Raw genomic sequence first — 14737 nt, forward strand, 5'->3', positions numbered from 1 at the left:
GCGAGAAGTTCGGCGAGAGCATGGCGAGAAGTTCGGCGAGAGCATGTATATCTTCGCCCAGCTCAAGATGGGCCGGCTGAGCGACGACGCGCGCGACCGCTTCATGCGCGCGATCGAGGATATTCCCGAGATCACCGAAGCCTATACGCTGTTCGGCGAGATGGACGTGATGCTGAAGGTGCTGGCACCCAGTATGGGCTGGTATCAGAATTTCACCTTCCGCACGCTGCTGCGGCTGCCCGGCGTCGAGGATATTCGCTCGATCGCCACCCTGTCCGAAGTGAAATGCACCCACCGGCTGCCGCTGCCCGCCGCATGACATGCCGCCGCCGGGGCGGTTGCCGCGAATAGGCTATGCACGTCCCCGCGCGAAACGCGCCGCGCGCGACCGGATTTCGCGGGCGTGGCGCGCTAGGCTGATCGCCGGAACGAGGGAGGCGGCATGATGGCTCGAAGAATGCGCAGGGGTATGGCACTGGGATCGGTGCTGCTGCTGACCGGCGCGACCGCCCCCGACGGCGCGGGCGAGCCGCGTCTGGTCGTCCTGCTCGCCCCCGGTGCGCCCGACGCGGCGCGGCACGTGCCGTTCGTCGACGTGACGCTGGAGGCGCAGGCGATGCACGCCGCGCCGGGCGACGCGCTGTTCGAACTGCCGCTGGTCGCCAGTACCGTGGTGACGAGCGGGCGGGACCTGCGCGCGCTGACGCTGGCCGATGCGCAAGGGCCGATCCCGGTGACGACGCAGGACGTGGCGCAGGACGGGTCGAACACCGTCCGCCGCTGGCGCGCGGGGCGCGCGGTCGACGGGGTGGTGACGGTGCGCTACCGCGTGCCGATCGACGCGGCGGCACCGCCGCTCGCGCTGCCGCAATATGAGATGCGGACCGAGGGCGGCACCTTCTCGGCAGCGGGCAGCGCCTTCCTGCTGCTGCCGACCGACGGCAAGCCGCGCCGGGCGGAGGTGCGGTGGGACTTCGCGGGCTATGGCGCGTCCGGCGTGGGGGCGTCGAGCTTCGGCATGGGTCATGCCCTCACCCCTGCCGCGATCCCGGCGCAGCGACTGGCATCGGCCTATTACATGGGCGGCCGCCCCGGCGTGACCGGGCCGGAGCGCGACGGCTTCTTCGCCGCGTGGCAGGGGGAGCCGCCGTTCGCCATGGCCCCGCTGATGGGCTGGGCCGCCGCGCTGCACCGCTATTACGGCGGCTTCTTCGGCTATGCCCCGCCGCGGTTCGGCGTGTTCGGGCGGACCAACACGCGCAACCCGGGCAGCGGCATCGGGCTGACCGACAGCTTCGCCTATACGTTCAACGCCACGTCGAAACCCGACGACCTGCGCACGCTGCTGGCGCACGAGATGCTGCATAGCTGGGTCAATTCGCTCGACGGGTCGATGGACGCGGCGGGCGGGCTCGACCGGTCGTGGTTCGGCGAGGGGCTGGCGGTACATTACCAGCGGGCGCTGCCGTATCGCGCGGGCATGATCTCGGCGGCGGATTTCCTGACCGACCTCAACGAAACGGCTGCGCGCTACTATACCAACATCAAGATCGCGACGCCCAATGCGGCGATCGCGGACGGCTTCTGGCGCGACACGCGGGTGCGCGTCCTGCCCTATGATCGCGGATCGCTGTATTTCGATACGGTCGATGCGCGCATCCGGGCGCGCTCGGGCGGGCGGCGCTCGCTCGACGACATCGTACGGACGATGCTGCGCACCCGGCGGGACGGCGGCAAGATGGACGAGGCGCTGTACCGGTCGCTGCTGGCAAAGGAACTGGGGCCAGGCGGGATCGCCGATCTCGATGCGATGCTCGGCGGGGCGACGATCCTGCCGCCGTCCGACGCCTATGGACCGCGCTTCCGCCGGGTGATCCGGCCGCTCAGGCGCTATGATCTGGGGTTCGACATGGCCTCGCTCCAGAGCAGGCCCCGGATCGTGCGCGGCCTGAAACCGGGGTCGAACGCCGCCGTCGCGGGACTGCGCGAGGGCGACGAAATACAGAACGGCTTTCCGCAGGATGCGCTGCAGGGCGATCAGCAGGCCTATGTCACGCTGGACGTCGCACGGGCGGGGCGGACGTTCCAGCTCCGCTACCGGCCGAGGGGCGAAACGGTCGATGCGTATCAATGGGTGATGGCCGGTCCGCCGCGACGCCCACGATAGGCGCGACACGACCCGTTCAGGGGACGGAAGCCGCCGGCGCGCCGCGTGGCCGCAGGACGTACAGCGCCAGCAGGCATCCGACGACCGGCAGCAGCAGGACGCCGACCATCAGGTCCGGCCCGTCCGGCGCGGACGTCATCGGCGATGTCGTCAGGGCGACCATCGTGCCCGACACCAGATTGCCGATTGCCGCGGCGGATTTGAGCGTCGTCAGGAACAGGCCGACGGGGGTCGCCTCGTTGGTATCCCCGCTGGTTTCCGGTCGCTGGGCGGCAAGCGCGAGCATCGCCCAGAGCGCGAGGTTCGTCGCGGCCAGCGCCATGCCCAGCAGCATCAGCAACACGGTGCCGCCGATCCCGCGCGAGGCGATCACCAGCCCCAGCATCGCGACGATCGTCATCGCATGGCCGATACGGGCGATCACGATCGGCGGCAGCCGGCGCGACAGCGCCATCCACCCCGGCAGCGAGAGCGACTGGCCGAGCGTGATCGTCGCCAGCGCCGGCCCCGCCCAACCCGCATCCTGATGCACCGCCTGTCCGAAGAACGGCAGCGTGCGCAGGAACAGCGGCACGATCCCCGCCTGAACGGCGGCCACCAGCAGCGTGCGGCGAAACGGGCCATGCCGCCACAGGGCACGCAGGCGGCCGCCCCGCGATACCGGCAGCGGGTTCGTACACGCCGCCGGCCCGCCCAGATGCCGTGTCGCGAACCACGCGGTGGCCAGCGTCGCGACATAGATCGCCCCGCCAACCAGCGCCCCGGTGGCAAAGGCCGCCTGCCGCGCGGCGGCGCCGGCCGGCGCGAGGCTCCAGGTCGAGGCGAGCGCGACCAGCGCCGCGCCGCACGCGCTGAAGATCAGCCGGTATCCCGACACCGACGTCGCATCGCGCGGCGTCCGCGCGACCCGCACCAGCAGCGTGTTATGGCCGACGTCGCACAGCGAATAGCCGATGCGGCACAACAGGATCGCCGCCGCGATGGCCGCCGGCCGGTCGAGCGCGAACACCAGCCAGAAGCCGATCGCGCACATCGGCGCGCCCATCACGATCAACCGGCCCAACCGGTCGCCGCCGCCGCGCGCATCCGCCCACAGCGCCACGGCCAGATCGAACAGCGCATCCCACAACAGCGTCGCCGCCAGCAGGCTGCCCGCCACCAGCGGCGGCAACCCGGCGATCGACACCAGATAGAACAGCATGAAATTCTCGAAGCTGGTCCACACCACGCTCTTGCCGAGATTGCCGATGCTGTAGCCCAATTTGGTCGGCAACGAAGCGGGCGCGGGCGGGGACGGCATGGCGACGATCCATACCCCGGCGCGATTTCATTTATTTGACATTTTGCAACTATATTGACCGTTCCATGTCGCGACCGCACCGCCCGCCGATCCCGCTCAGCGAACCGCAACGCCGCGTGTTGATGCAGCTTCGGATCGACGGCACCGCGCCGCGCACGCATCTGGCCCGGGCGCTCGACATGAACGGCGCGACGATGACCCGGCTGACGCAGTCGCTGCTGGCGCTGGGACTGATCGAGGAGTTGGAATCGCCCGAAGCGGTCGCGCGCGGCCGGCCGATGGTGCCGCTGACCGTGTCGGGCCACGGGGCATGGGCGATCGGCGCGACGCCGCATCCGGGATGGCTGGAACTGGTGCTGGTGGATTTTCGCGGCCGGCCGATCGTCCACGACGCGACGCCGTTCGACAGCCCCGATCCGCATGTCTTCGCCCGCGCGGTCGAGGCGCGGTTGCAGGTGCTGGCGGCATCGCACGGCTTCATGCGCGGCAAGTTCCTTGGGCTGGGCGTCGCGGTGCCGGGCTATGCGCTGCGCGGCGACCGCAACCGCCGGGCGGTGGTCGATCGCGTCGCGGGATGGGACGACGTGCCGCTGGCCGACATCATGGGCGACGCGCTGGGCATGCCGGTGTGGATCGAGAATGACGCGAGCGTCGCCGCGCTCGCCGAATTCTATCAGGACGGGATCATCGGCCGGTATCGATCGGTGCTGACGCTGTTCCTGGGGCACGGCATCGGCGGCGGCCTGGTCGCCGAGCGCGACCTGTTTCTGGGCGAACACGGCAATGCCGGCGAGGTCGGACGGCTGTTCCCCGCCGATCGCGACCGGCCATCGGGCATCGACCTGCTGCGGACGTTCCAGGACGAAGGGGTCGCGGTCGATTCGCTGGCGGAGATCGATGCGCTGATGGAAACGCACCGACCGATCATCGATCGCTGGACCCGGCGGGTGATCGACCAACTGGAACAGGCGGTGCTGAGCGGCATCGTCTGGCTCGATCCCGGCGCGATCGTCGTGTCGGGCGCGCTGCCGCTGCCGCTGTTGCGCACCATCGCGCAGGGGCTGGACGAAATCGGCCGCAACCGGAGCGATCGGTATCGCGCGATGCTGCCGCCCGTCCTGGCATCCCCCATCGGCAGCAAGGCGGTGGTGATCGGCGCGGCGATGATTCCGATCCATGCCGTGACCACGCAACAACCGGCGATTTAATTGCGCGTAAGTAAATAAAACTGTCATCCCCCACGGCCAAGGCGGCCGCCAATCGAACCACCGGGGGCTTCATCATGCACACCAACTTCCTCGGCGGGGCCGCGCTGTTCGCGCTGCTCGCCGGCACCACGCCGGCCGTGGCGCAAACGGCATCGGGCACGCCGGCCACCACCACCACGGACGATAGCGCGACCGACGACGCGCCGGCATCGGACATCATCGTCACCGGATCGGCACGCCAGCAGCGCCGCTTCGACGTATCCTATGCGGTCAATTCGCTGAGCCAGACCGAAATCCAGAAGATCGCGCCCAAGAGCATGACCGACCTGATCGGCACGCTGCCCGGCATCCATGCCGAGGCGACCGGCGGCGAGGTGCAGAACATCACCCGCGTGCGCGGTATCCCGACCGATCGCGGGTTCCTGTACTATCAGCAGGACGGCCTGCCGCTGTTCCAGGAACTGGACGGCTATTTCTTCAACCAGGGCGACGGCATGAACCGGCTCGACCTGATGACCGACCGGGTCGAGGTCGTGCGCGGCGGCCCGGCGCCGATCTATGCCAGCACGGCGGCGGCGATCGCCAACGTCATCACCGTCACCGGCACCGCGACCACGCGCGGCAAGGCGCAACTGACGCTGGGCGATACCGGGCTGTACCGGCTCGACGCCTATCAGGCGGGGCCGGTGTCGGACGACACCTATTATGCGGTCGGCGGCTTCCTGCGCCATCATGACGGCTATCGCGATTCAGGCTTTCCGTCGGATCGCGGCGGGCAGATTCGCGCGAACCTGCGCCACGATCTCGCCAACGGCTTCGTCAAGCTGTCGGCACAATATACCGACGACCACAACCTGTTCTATCTGTCGATCCCGACCGCCGATCCGCGCAATCCGTCGGTCAGCCTCGACCCCTATATCGATTATTTCACCGGCACGCTGAACAGCCCGGCGCTGCGCGACGTGAACATCAAGTACCGCGACGGCGCGGGCGTGCTCCAGAACCAGCGCGGCGACCTGTCGAACGGGCGGCACCTGCGCTTCGGCAATGTCGCGCTGACCTATGAAGGCGATTTCGGCGACTGGCACGTCTCGGCCAAGGGCGGGGTGACGCGGGGCAAGCTGCATTTCGACGCCTTTTACTCCACCTCCAACCCGGTCGACGCGACGACCTTCGCCAGCAACTACCGCGCCGCCGCGACCACCGCGTTCGGGGCGAATGTCGCCCGGCTCGGCTACAGCGTCGCCGGCACCGCCGGGCAGAGCGCCTACAACCCCGCCGCCGATTCGGGGCTGGTGATGCAGGCGCAATACCGCTCGGTCGAGAACGACTTCCATTCGACGCAGGGCGATGTGTCGGTGACGCGCCGGTTCGACACCGCAATCGGCACGCATGACCTGCGCGCCGGCGTCTATGGCTCGCTGTGGGGGCAGACGACGTTCAATGCGTACCAGAACCTGCTGGTCGAGGTGAAGTCGCGCCCGCGCACGCTCGACCTCGCCGCCTATGACGCCGGCGGCGCCGTGCTGGGCTATGTCACCGATCACGGCGCGCTGGCCAATGCCGCGACGCTGGGCGGCGGCGGTGCCGATGGGCAGCTCGTCGCGCTGTATGGCACCGACACCTGGGACGTGACCGACCGGCTGCGCATCGATGCCGGCGTCCGCCACGAATGGTACAGCTACGACGGGTTCGGCCGGCTGAGCGCTGCCTATAACCTCGGCGATCCGACGACGCTGGCCGATAATGCCACGCGCGGCTTCACCGGGGCGATCGGCACGCTGAAACTGAAGCAGCAGGCGACCAACTGGACGGTCGGCGCCAATTACGACGCGACCGGCAACATCGGCGCGTATCTGCGCGCGTCGCAACTCGAAGTGCCGCCCAATACCACGATCACGCTGAACTATCCCACCGCCGCGATCGTCGCGACCAAGGCGAAGCTGTACGAGGCGGGCGTGAAATTCGCCGCCGGCCGCTCCTATCTCTACGTCACCGGCTTCTACACGCGGTTCGATCCGCTCAACGCCAGCTTCGCCGCGTTCAACCCGGCGACCGGTCGCGCCGATCAGGTGACGAACTTCATCGGCACCGCCGAGACCAAGGGGCTGGAAGCCGACGGCCAGCTCCGCCTCGCCGGCCCCGTCTCGCTCGCCGGATCGGTGACGTTCCAGAACCCGCGCTACCTGAACTTCAGCAGCAACACCGGCGCCGACGGCAGCCGGGCGAGCGGCAAGCAGATCATCCGCGAACCCAAGCTGTTCCTGAACGTGCGCCCGACCATCGACTTCGACGTCAGCGGCGCGGCGGTCAGCGTCTATGGCCGCTATGATTATGTCAGCCGGCGCTATACCGATTTCTTCAACAGCACGGCGCTGCCCGCCTATGGCGCGTTCGGGCTGGGCGCGACGGCGAGCAGCGGCGACTGGCAGGTGCAGCTCGTCGGCGACAACATCACCAACGCGCACGGCTTTACCGAGGGGAACACCGCCGGCGACCGCTTCGGGCAGGGTGTGCCGACCGCCATCTTCGGGCGGCCGCTGTTCGGTCGCAACCTGCGCCTGATCGTGAGCCGCAAGTGGTGATCCGCCCGTTGTTCGCCCCGCTCCTCGCCGGTATCGTCCTTGCCTGTGTCGCCACTTCGGCGGCGCAGGCGGGGCCGGCCGACACGATGCGCCGCATCGCCGATCCTAACGGCGGGATCATCGCCATCGCCCATCGCGGCTGCCATGCCGCCGCGCCGCGCCGGGGGCTGGGCACCGTGCCCGAAAACTCGCGTGCCGCGCTGCTGCGCTGTGCCGAGCTGGGCGTGGAGGTGATGGAAACCGACGTGCGCCGCACCCGCGACGGCTATCTCGTCATGGTCCATGACGACAGCGTCGACCGGACGACCGATGGCACCGGCCGCGTCGCCGACCTGACGCTGGCGCAGATCCGCGCGCTGCGGCTGCGCGAGGACGAAGGCGGCGCGGGCGCGGCACCGACCGGCGAGCGCGTGCCGACGCTCGACGAACTGCTGGCGCTGGCCAGGGGGCGGATCGTCCTCAACCTCGACGTGAAGGATGCGATCTATGGCGAGGTCGTCGATGCCGTCGTCCGTGCCGGTGCTACCGACCGGGTGATCGTCAAGACCTTCGCCGGAATCGGATCGCCGCCGCTGGCGGCGATTGCGCCGTACGACCGCGTGCCCTTCGCGCCGATCCCGATCACCGGCGATCCGGCGGCGGGCGACATGCCGGCGATCATCCGGCGGCAGGCGGCGGGGCGGCGGCGGCCGATCGCGGTCGAACTGCCCCGGATGCCCTTGGCGAGCCTGCCGGCCAGCGTCGCGGCGGCCCGGCAGGCGGGCATCGCCGTCTGGGTGAACACGCTGTTCGAAGGCTTCGTCACCGGGCTGGGCGGCGACGCGGCGGCGGCGCGCGATCCCGACGCGGTCTGGGGACGACTGGCGAACGACGGTGTCCGCCTGTTCCAGACCGACGCAGTGGAAGCGCTGCTCGACTGGCGACAGACCTACGGCCGCGCCCGGCGGTAAAACACGGGCAAGGCTGGCGTCACCGGGCGGCGGCAGCGGCGGCCAGCGCTCGGTAGAGCGTGGCATGGTGGCATTGGAGCAGCCGCGCGGCGTCCCGCACCGACGTACCCTCGCCCACCAGTCGTTCGCCCAGCGCGATCTGATCGGGCGTCAGCTTGGGGGGTCGGCCGAAGCGCACCCCCCTCGCCCGCGCCGCCGCCCGGCCGCTGCTGGTGCGCTGGTGGATCAGCTCGCGCTCGAACTCGGCGATGCCGGCGAACACGGTCAGCACCATGCGACCGGCGGGCGAGGTCGTGTCCGCCCAGGGCTCGGCCAGCGAGCGCAGCCCCGCCCCCGCCGCCTTCAGCGTCTCGGCAATGTCGAGCAGGTCGCGGGTGGAACGCGCCAGCCGGTCGAGCCGCGTCACCACCACCGTATCGTCGTCGCGCAACTGGTCGATCATCCGCGCCAGCTCGGGCCGGTCGCGCTTTGCGCCCGACACCTTCTCCTCGAAGGTCCGGCGGCAACCGGCTTCGGCCAGCGCGGCGCGTTGCAGCCGCAAATCCTGGTCGTCGGTCGAGACACGGGCATAGCCGATCAGCATGTCGCGAATATGTATCGGAACCGCCGCATTCGGCAACCGACTTTTGCGACACCACAATGTGCGGAAACACGGTCGGCGGATCGCTGTCGCGAAACTTCGGAGTTGCGCGACACGACAGGAAAAGCCCGCAAGCCCACCCGAAGGAACCGGCGCATCATGCCGCCGACGATCCTGGCCATACCCCACGGCCGGTGCGACCGATCGATGGCGTCGCTGGTGTGTCCCTTCGGCAACACCGGCGACGCTAGTAGGCAGGGCCTACATTTTGCCGCTTGCCGGGTTCCAATATAAATACTCTTATATCGATCAAGCCCAAGCGGCTGAATAAACGGGGAAACTACGTGAAGCTGTCACATCTTTATGTGGCCACGGCTCTGACGCCGCTGGCCATCGCTATCGCTTTGCCTGCGGCGGCGCAGACCATCGCCACCGATACGCAGACCAGCCCGGTGCCCGATCCGACGCAGGTGCCGGCCGACGCGCAAAGCCCGCAGTCGCCGAACGCCGACGCGCAATCGGCCGGGGCCGACATCGTCGTCACCGGATCGCGCATCCGCCGCGACGAATATTCGGTCGCCGAGCCGATCACCGTGGTCGGCCGTGACGAAATCACCCAGGCCGGTTTCGCCAGCATCGCCGACGCGCTGCAAAGCAACGCGATCGCGCAGGGCGCATCGCAGATCAACAGCGCCTATGGCGGCTTCGTAACCGACGGCGGCGGCGGCGCCAACACACTCGGCCTGCGCGGCCTTGGCCCCAACCGCACGCTGATCCTGCTCAACGGCCGCCGGTTGGCGCCGGGCGGAACGCGCGGCTCGCTGCTCGCCGCCGACCTCAACGTGCTGCCCAACGCGATCGTCGAGCGGATCGAGGTGCTGAAGGCCGGCGCGTCGTCGGTCTATGGCTCCGACGCGGTCGCCGGCGTGGTCAACATCATCACCGACCAGAAGCTGAACGGCCTCCAGCTCAATTTCCAGGTGAACGTGCCCGAAGTGGGCGCGGGCATCGATCGGCGCGGCAGCGCCAGCTTCGGCTTCAATAACGACCGGCTGAGCATCATCGGCTCGGCCGAATATCGCAAGCGCGACACGCTCTCGCGCAACGACGTGCCCTTCTTCGGCTGCCCGATCGGCGGCTTCCTGAACGGCGAAGGCTCGGCATTCGGGTCGGGCGACAATTTCGCGCCCGACGATCCGCGTGCCTGCTTCACGATCGACAATGGCGGCGTGACGATCAACACGCTGGGTCTCCCCACGCGCGACGCGATCGGGCGGACCAGCGGCACCATCGGCCGGTTCAACCGGTTCGTGCCCGCGCCCGGCGTCACCACCGGGCCGTTCCCCGGCTATCTCGGCGTCGGCACCTATGACCGCGACACGTTCGATCCACGGCAGGAAGAAGAGCCGCTCATCAACTCGGCCGAAATCTACACCGGCTATCTCGCCGCCACCTACAAGCTGGGCTTCCTCGGCGATGCCGAGGTGTATGGCGAGCTGCTGGCGACGCGCCGCAAGTCGTCGACCCCGCTCTACCGCCAGTTGTCGCTCGACTATCTCCAGGGCAGCCCGCTGCTGCCCACCGCGATCCGCAACGGCGCGTTCGCCAATCCGACCAACACGTCGAGCGGCCGGTTGATCGCGGCGCGCGCGTTCATCGGCTATGGCATGACGTCGTCCGAACAGACGGTCGACTATGTCCGTGCGTCGGGCGGGGTGCGCGGCGACTTCTTCTTCCCGCGCTGGCGCTATGACGCCTATGTCGGCAAGTCGTTCAACGACGGCACCTATGAAGCCGAATCGTTCCTGACCGATCGTCTGGCCAATTCGCTGAACGTCGTGGCCAACGCCAACGGCACCTTCAGTTGCGCCAGCGCCGCCGCGAACCCGACGTGCGTCGCGGCACCGGCACTGACCGCCGGCGTGATCGGTGGCGATCTGCCCGCCGCGTTCCGCAACTACATCGTCCAGAACACGATCGGCAAGACGCGCTTCCGCGAGACGACCTATGCGTTCAACATCGACGGTCCGCTGTTCCACCTGCCCGCCGGCGACGTGCAGGTCGCGCTGGGCGTCGAGCATCGTCGCCAGAGCATCGACGATCAGCCCGACCTGAATTCGATCAACGGCAACCTGTTCGGCCTGACGGCGGCAACGCCCACGGTCGGCAAGGACAATGTGAAGGAAGGCTTCGGCGAAATCTTCGTGCCGATCTTCGAAGACAAGCCGTTCTTCTATCGCCTTAACCTCACCGGATCGGCGCGCTATACCGACTATGCGTCCTATGGGTCGGACGTGACCTACAAGGTCGCGGGCGAATGGGAGCCGTTCCGCGGCTTCGGCGTCCGGGGCAGCTATGGCACGTCGTACCGCGCGCCCGCGCTGGCCGAACAGTTCCTCGGCGCCACCAGCGGCTTCCTGCCCACCACCAGCGATCCGTGCAGCGCGCTGCCGGTCGCCGACGAACAATCGCCCAACCAGCGGATCATCGCGCGCAACTGCGCCTCTATCGGCCTGCCGGCGGACTTCGAACAGCGCAGCGGCATCACCTCGTTCCGGGTCGGCGGTGCCGAAGCGGGCCTCAGCGCGGAAACGTCGACCAACTGGACGATCGGCGCGGTGGTGCGCCCGCAACTGCCCGAGTCGGTGGGCCAGTTGTCGCTCTCGCTCGACTATTTCGACGTGAAGGTCGACAATGGCGTGTCGGACCTGAGCGGCGCGACCATCCTCCAGCGCTGCTACGGCAACGCCAATTTCGATGCGACTGGCGGCTTCTGCCGCTTCGTTCAGCGCGATGCCAACCAGGCGCTGACCGTGACGAGCAGCTTCGTCAACCTGTCCGAAAACATCGTCAAGGGCTTCGAATTCAACGGCCGCTATGCCCGCGAATTGCTGGGCGGAAAGTTCATCCTGAACGCCAACGTCACCAAATATACCGAACAGTCGACCCGCCTGTTCCCCGAGGAGTTCCTGACGGACTCGAACGGCATCGTGACGTCGCCCGACTGGGTCGGCAATTTCGACGCGACGTTCAACGTCGACGCCGTGACCATCCGCTACGGGCTCGACTGGACCGATGGCGACCGCAACCGGACCTATGATTATTTCGCGTTCGACAATCTGACCGGGATCAGCGACCCCGAGCTGGTGCAGGAATATCGCGACAATTATTATCTGGAGGTCGACAACTACTTCCTGCATTCGCTGTCGTTGCAGTTCAACGTGCAGAAGCAGTTCCAGTTTACGGTCGGCGTCCGCAACATGCTCGACACCAAGCCGCCGCGCATCAGCGCGGTCGGGTTCACCACCGTCGCCAACGCACCGTTGTATTCCGGCTACGACTATGTCGGACGGCAGTTCTTCGCCAACGCCAACATCAAGTTCTGATAGCCTGTCTGGAAACTCGCGGAAACGCGGGTTTCCATGCGGTGCCAGCCCGCTCCCCCTCCCGACCACCCACAGCGTATCCTGATTGGGTGGTCGGGAGGGGGAGCGGGCCGGCACCGCAAAATGCGTTTCGACGCATTTTCAAACGATCCAGGCGGGATTGACCTTCAGCCAATGCCACGGCTGTTCGTCGTTCCCGCGCAGGCGGGAACCCATAGACGCAACATGCGCGATTTGATCGCAGGCGTCGGCGTATATGGATCCCCACCTGCGCGGGGATGACGCGGGGAGAGCGGGCCGGCACCGCCTCGAAACCCGCCCTTCCGCAAGTTTGCGGATCATACCGAAAAACTCCGATCTGCCTCCCTTGCGGATATTCCGGCGTCGGGTAGATCGACCCGATGATCCGACCAAAATGGACCCCCGTAGCTTGGCTGGCGGACCGGATGGCGGTCCTCGTCCTCGGGCTGATCGCCGGCTTCCTCGTTGGGCTGTCGTTCGCCGGCGACGGGCGCATCCTGCCGGCCGCGACGACGGTGGCGAGCACGGACGGCCCCGCCCCGTCCCCGGTGCCCGCGGCACCCCCCGTCGCGGCGCAGGGCGTCGACGGGCCGATCCCCCCGCAGGTAACGGCACGGATGCGGCGCGGCGGCGTGCTGCGCGTCGGCGTGTTCGGCGACAGTTTCGGCAACGGCATCTGGGACGCGCTCTACCGGCAATTGCCCACGAGCGACGGGTTCGAGGTGCTGAAATTCGCCAAGGAAGCCACCGGCTTCACCCGCTATCGCACGCTCGACCTCGAAAAACGCGCCTATGAGCAACTGGCACGCGATCCGGTCGACGCGGTGGTCATCAGCTTCGGCGCCAATGACGCGCAGGCGGTCTATGACGACGGGCATCTATACCCGTTGATGGGCGACGGGTGGAAACGGGTGATCGGCCAGCGGGTCGACCGGTTCGTCGCGGCGGCGCGATCGACCGGGGCGGTGGTCTATTGGGTCGGGCTGCCGGTGATCCGCGATCCGCAGCTCGATGCCGACATGCAGGCGATGGACGGTTTCTACGAAGCGCATATGCGTCGCCTCGGCGTGCCGTTCGTCGATTCGCGTCCGCTGACGCTGGGCGCGGACGGGAAATACACTGCCTATCTGCCTGACTCGAAGACCGGGCGACCGGTGTTGATGCGCACCGGCGACGGGCTGCACATGATCGGGATCGGCTATCAGCGCCTGACCAGCGGCGTCGCCGCCGACCTGCGCCGCTATGCCGCGCGCGTCCGGCAGGCGGCGGGGCGGCCCGCACCCACACCGACCGGGGAGCCACGCTGATGCCCGCACTTCTGGCTGTCGCGCTGGCGCAGGCCGCCGCCGCCGCGACCTGCAACGGAGCGCTGTGCGATGCCGATCGCCTGCGCCCGTTCCTCGAAAAGCTGGCGGATGCGCCCGCCGATCCCGCGCCGGTCCGCATCCTCCAGATCGGCGATAGCCACACCGCCGGCGACCAGATCACCGGAAGCTGGCGGACGCTGTTGCAGGCCCGCTTCGGGCGCGGCGGACGCGGGGTGATGGCGGTCGGGCGGCCCTATGCCGGCTATCTGACGCGCGACATCACCGCGACCCAGTCGCCGGGATGGAGCGTCGACGGCATTTTCGGGCCGGCCTATCGCCCCGCCGCCACCGTGCGCATGGGCCTTTCCGCCTATAGCCTGACCAGCCAGACCCCCGGCGCGACGGTGACGCTGAGTGCCGATGGCGGTCGGACCTTCGACCGGCTGACGCTGTGCGCGCTGACCGGGCCGGGGGCGGGCACGGTGCGGCTCGGCATCGGCGCGGCGTCGCTCGACTGGTCGCTGGCCGCGCCCGCCAGCGGCAGCCAGTGCCGCACGCTCGATGCCGGTGGCGAGGCGTCGGGCGCATCGGTCACGGTGATCGCCGGCCCGGTGACGCTGACGTCATGGGATACGGCACGCAGCCGGGGCGGCGGGGTCGTCCTGTCGAACCTCGGCACCGTCGGCGCGCAGCTCGTCCATTTCGGCCGGACCGACGAGCGCGTCGTCACGACCGAACTCGCCACCTATCGCCCCGACCTGATCGTCATCGCGTTCGGCACCAACGAGGCGTTCCGCCCCGGTTTCTCGGCCGCCGCCTATGAAGCGACGCTGCGCGCCGATCTCGCCCGGCTGCGGCGACTGGCCCCCGGCGTGCCGATGCTGTTGTTCGGCGCGCCCGATTCCGCCACGCGCACCCCCGGCCTGCAAAGCGGCGAGGGCGGGATCAGCCCGCCCTGCCCCACCTCAGCGCTCTGGCGGCCGACCGCCGCGCTGGCGGCGGTGCAGGCGATCCAGCGGCGACAGGCGCATGCCGCCGGCATCGCCTATTGGGACTGGGCGCAGGCGATGGGCGGGCGCTGCACCGCCGATGGCTGGACGCAGGGCACGACGCCGCTGATGCGCGGCGACCATGTCCATTTCACCAGTCGCGGCGGCGCGGAGATCGCGCGGCGGCTCCAGGCCGATCTCGACCGCGCGCTCGCCGCGCTGCCCGTGCGGGACCGGTTTTAGG

General features: G+C 68.7%; 10 protein-coding genes. 8 read left to right on the top strand and 2 right to left on the bottom strand.

Annotation, left to right across the window (positions count from 1 at the left end; genetic code table 11):
• Positions 1 to 319 (top strand): Lrp/AsnC ligand binding domain-containing protein (locus tag ASG37_RS16760; RefSeq protein WP_055763261.1); only part of this gene is annotated, 319 nt, incomplete at its 5' end.
• A gap of 138 nt (positions 320 to 457) precedes the next feature.
• Positions 458 to 2167: a peptidase M61 gene (locus tag ASG37_RS16765; protein ID WP_055763152.1), complete on the top strand. Its 1710-nt coding sequence runs from the start codon at positions 458 to 460 to the stop codon at positions 2165 to 2167.
• Positions 2168 to 2183: 16 nt separating this feature from the next.
• On the opposite strand, the gene ASG37_RS16770 is transcribed toward ASG37_RS16765, so the two are convergent.
• A complete protein-coding gene (locus ASG37_RS16770) occupies positions 2184 to 3440 on the bottom strand; it encodes an MFS transporter (protein ID WP_235525123.1) in 1257 nt (418 codons plus the stop codon).
• Between the two features lie 92 nt (positions 3441 to 3532).
• Between ASG37_RS16770 and ASG37_RS16775 the strand changes: the two genes are divergently transcribed.
• The 3 genes from ASG37_RS16775 to ASG37_RS16785 all read left to right on the top strand — a co-directional run bounded on the left by ASG37_RS16775 (position 3533) and on the right by ASG37_RS16785 (position 8210).
• Positions 3533 to 4675 (top strand): ROK family transcriptional regulator, encoded by a 1143-nt coding sequence (locus ASG37_RS16775; RefSeq protein ID WP_082448022.1) that lies wholly within the window; start codon positions 3533 to 3535, stop codon positions 4673 to 4675.
• A 74-nt stretch (positions 4676 to 4749) separates the two neighbouring features.
• A complete protein-coding gene (locus ASG37_RS16780; protein WP_055763158.1) occupies positions 4750 to 7260 on the top strand; it encodes a TonB-dependent receptor in 2511 nt (836 codons plus the stop codon).
• Positions 7257 to 8210, top strand: a complete 954-nt coding sequence (locus tag ASG37_RS16785) for a glycerophosphodiester phosphodiesterase family protein (RefSeq protein ID WP_235525124.1) — start codon at positions 7257 to 7259, stop codon at positions 8208 to 8210. The genes ASG37_RS16780 and ASG37_RS16785 overlap by 4 nt, the downstream gene beginning before the upstream one ends.
• A 19-nt stretch (positions 8211 to 8229) precedes the next feature.
• Here ASG37_RS16785 and ASG37_RS16790 read toward each other — a convergent pair whose 3' ends face one another.
• Positions 8230 to 8793: a recombinase family protein gene (locus tag ASG37_RS16790; RefSeq protein WP_055763160.1), complete on the bottom strand. Its 564-nt coding sequence runs from the start codon at positions 8791 to 8793 to the stop codon at positions 8230 to 8232.
• 362 nt (positions 8794 to 9155) lie between these two features.
• Between ASG37_RS16790 and ASG37_RS16795 the strand changes: the two genes are divergently transcribed.
• The 3 genes from ASG37_RS16795 (at position 9156) to ASG37_RS16805 (ending at position 14736) form a co-directional block, all read left to right on the top strand.
• Positions 9156 to 12176: a TonB-dependent receptor plug domain-containing protein gene (locus tag ASG37_RS16795; protein WP_235525125.1), complete on the top strand. Its 3021-nt coding sequence runs from the start codon at positions 9156 to 9158 to the stop codon at positions 12174 to 12176.
• A gap of 401 nt (positions 12177 to 12577) precedes the next feature.
• The gene (locus ASG37_RS16800; protein WP_082448024.1) at positions 12578 to 13504 is read left to right on the top strand and encodes a DUF459 domain-containing protein; all 927 of its coding nucleotides are present in this window, start codon (positions 12578 to 12580) and stop codon (positions 13502 to 13504) included.
• Positions 13504 to 14736: a GDSL-type esterase/lipase family protein gene (locus tag ASG37_RS16805; RefSeq protein ID WP_055763170.1), complete on the top strand. Its 1233-nt coding sequence runs from the start codon at positions 13504 to 13506 to the stop codon at positions 14734 to 14736. Before ASG37_RS16800 ends, ASG37_RS16805 begins: the two co-directional genes overlap by 1 nt.
• The last annotated feature ends 1 nt before the right edge of the window (position 14737 follow it).

This window comes from Sphingomonas sp. Leaf407, assembly GCF_001425385.1.
Taxonomy (GTDB): domain Bacteria; phylum Pseudomonadota; class Alphaproteobacteria; order Sphingomonadales; family Sphingomonadaceae; genus Sphingomonas.